The following is a 3,340-nucleotide window of genomic DNA, read 5'->3' as shown; positions in this document are numbered from 1 at the left end:
TAATAAGGACGGCTTAGATCAAGCCGTCCTTATTATTTATATAGATTATTAGTTATTGGAGAGGATTGTTGCTGGATTATAATAGTATTGGGAGTGTGTCAATAAGAAAACCAATAGTTTATGATGGTGTATATTGGCTCATTTCTGCATAGATTTTTATGTTGTCTATTCCTGCTTTTTTATAGCTCTTTCATGTAGAATGGTATTATAAATAAAAAAAGCGTTTCTGATAACCAGAAACGCTTTTGTTTATTTAGTGAAATATTCTTACATCATTCCACCCATTCCGCCACCCATTGGAGGCATTGGGGCAGGAGTATCTTCTTTTTTATCAGCAATAATACATTCTGTAGTTAAGAACATACCAGCAATAGAAGCGGCATTTTCAAGAGCTACACGAACTACTTTAGCTGGATCAATAACTCCGGCAGCATTTAGATTCTCATAAACGTCTGCGCGAGCATTATAACCGAAATCAGTTTTACCTTCACGTACCTTTTGCACAACAACAGCACCTTCTTTACCACTGTTGGCAACAATCTGGCGAAGAGGCTCTTCTATTGCACGTTTTACGATTTCAATACCAGTTGTCTCGTCTTCATTTTCACCCTTAAGATCAGTGATTGAATCAATGGCACGGATATATGCTACTCCACCTCCAGGTACTGTTCCTTCTTCAATTGCAGCACGAGTTGCAGATAAAGCATCGTCAACACGATCTTTCTTTTCTTTCATTTCTACTTCGGAAGGTGCACCAACATAAAGAACTGCTACACCACCTGCTAATTTAGCTAGACGTTCTTGTAGCTTTTCTCTGTCATAATCAGATGTTGTTTTTTCCATCTGCGTTCTTATTTGAGATACGCGAGCCGCAATAGCTTCTTTTTCTCCTGCACCGTTTACGATAGTTGTATTGTCTTTATTGATAGTTACTTTATCGGCAGTACCAAGCATATCGATCGTAGCAGCTTCAAGTTTGATGCCTCTTTCTTCTGAAATAACAATACCACCTGTAAGGATTGCAATGTCTTCCAACATTTCTTTACGACGATCTCCGAATCCAGGAGCTTTTACTGCAGCAATTTTTAAGCCTGCGCGAAGGCGATTTACTACTAGTGTAGTTAATGCTTCAGAGTCGATATCTTCAGCTATAATAAGTAAAGAACGTCCTGATTTAAGTGCTGCTTCAAGAATAGGGAGGATATCTTTCAATACAGAGATTTTCTTATCATGTATAAGAATATATGGATTTTCTAGGTCAGCTTCCATTTTTTCTGTATCGGTAACAAAGTAAGGAGAAATATAACCTCTGTCGAATTGCATACCTTCAACTACATCAACATAAGTTTCTGTTCCCTTTGCTTCTTCAACAGTTATAACACCTTCTTTTTTTACTTTACCCATGGCTTCAGCGATTAGTTTGCCGATAGTTTCGTCACCATTTGCGGAAATCTTAGCTACGTGCTCAATTTTTTGTAAGTCATCACCTACAGCAACAGCCTGAGTTTTTATGTTTTCTACTACCTTAGTAACAGCCTTATCAATACCACGTTTCAGATCCATTGGATTTGCACCTGCAGTTACGTTTTTAAGACCTACGCTAACGATTGATTGAGCTAATACAGTCGCTGTAGTTGTACCATCACCGGCGTCATCATTAGTTTTAGAAGCAACTTCTTTTACTAATTGCGCTCCCATATTTTGGAATGGCTCTTCCAATTCTATTTCTTTAGCAACTGTAACACCATCTTTTGTGATGTGAGGTGCTCCAAATTTCTTTTCGATGATTACGTTACGACCTTTTGGTCCTAGTGTTACTTTTACTGCATTAGCTAATGCATCAACACCTTTCTTTAGCTCGTCGCGAGCATCAATATTGAAAATTATTTCTTTAGCCATAATCTTTTATGTTCTTTTTATTTGGTTAGTATTAAATAATTGCAAGAATATCAGACTGACGCATGATTAGAAATACCTCACCATCAAGTTCTATTTCTGTTCCGGCATATTTACCGTAAAGAACCTGATCTTTCGGTTTTACAACCATGTCTTCGTCTTTAGTTCCATTTCCTACAGCAATAACTTCACCTTTAAGAGGTTTTTCTTTTGCGGTATCAGGAATTATAATACCCCCCACACTTTTTTCTTCTGCAGCAGCTGGTTTTATTAATACTCTGTCTGCTAATGGTTTAATACTCATGATTACTTTAGATTTTAAATTGTTTTTATATATATTTTATATATTATTCTGATTACTTATAAGCGAAATGTGTGCCAAAATACATATCTGTCAAAAGAGCAGAATAATGGCAGACGTAAACTGACAAGTAGTCATTTTACGAATAAATACTTTAGGTGATATTATTCTATGACGAAGACGACTGTTTCTTCTATCGGAGCCCAGTCATAAATAAACTTGGCATGTGAAGTGGCATTACGTACGCACATATGCGATCGGGGGGTGGTTCCCAATGTCTGACTATATTCTATTAGATTCTTTCTTGGTTCATTAACTGGAATTCCGTGTATATAACCACCATTGGTAAACCTATTGGCATAAGGTGCAAATCCTCCTGTTTCAATACTTCCATCTTTTAGAAAAATCATTCTAGTTTTCTTTTCTTGTATAATAAACATACCTAAGGGAGTTTCTTGTTGATAAGGAGGCTTATGTAGTCCGGTGGTGGCGGGATTCATACTTCTTACTAGCCATTTTGAATCTACCTTCTCCAAAGTTACAATATTTTCATTATTACGGTCGACAATGATCGCCTTATTGAACATGATGGTGTCATGGATTTCTTTTATATACTTTCTTGGAACGAACCATTCTCCACTAAAATCTACAGTCGATACCATGAAAAAACTGGTTGTACTGTCAGCAAGCAATCTAACTAGTGCTCCGTCTCTGCCATAGCGAATAGCAGTGATAGTATCGTCACTCAAAAATAGAGGGACTGATTGATAGCGTTCTACACCTGATGTATCGGCAATACGTTTATATTCATTTCTTCGATAAACTTTTACTAAAGGAGCTTCTCCGTTTTTATTCTTATAATTTTGTAATATAGCCCATTTAGCAGATGCCTGCCTTATGTTTTCTAATAATGCCAGACGTTCACGAATTTTATCCCATTGGAATATGCGTATAGTGTCTTTATATGGATAGCTATCTGCTAATGTATATTGATCGTAAAGAAATTCTTTTTCTATCACAATATCTTCGGCAGTGATTGTTTTGACCTTATTTTCTTCAGTGCTATCAGCTATAATTACTGAGTCTTGTAATTGCTTATTTAAAGTATTGTTTATTTCTTTTTCCTTTGAGCAGGAATTATAT

General features: G+C 36.3%; 3 protein-coding genes. All 3 read right to left on the bottom strand.

Translation table 11 applies throughout. From position 1 onward, the window contains the following. Positions 1-267: 267 nt before the first annotated feature. Positions 268-1,899, bottom strand: coding sequence for a chaperonin GroEL (gene groL / locus JGH11_RS19455; RefSeq protein WP_201114558.1), 1,632 nt, complete (start codon positions 1,897-1,899; stop codon positions 268-270). Between the two features lie 31 nt (positions 1,900-1,930). Then, positions 1,931-2,200 carry a co-chaperone GroES gene (locus JGH11_RS19450; RefSeq protein WP_201114557.1) on the bottom strand — a complete coding sequence of 90 codons (270 nt, stop codon included), beginning with the start codon at positions 2,198-2,200 and terminating at the stop codon, positions 1,931-1,933. 161 nt (positions 2,201-2,361) lie between these two features. Beyond that, positions 2,362-3,340: L,D-transpeptidase (locus JGH11_RS19445; RefSeq protein WP_201114556.1), on the bottom strand; the 979-nt coding region annotated here is incomplete at its 5' end.

This window comes from Dysgonomonas sp. Marseille-P4677 (genome assembly GCF_016652235.1).
Taxonomy (GTDB): domain Bacteria; phylum Bacteroidota; class Bacteroidia; order Bacteroidales; family Dysgonomonadaceae; genus Dysgonomonas.
Note: the sequence above shows the minus strand (reverse complement) of the source record. Positions and strands in the feature narration are given on the sequence as shown.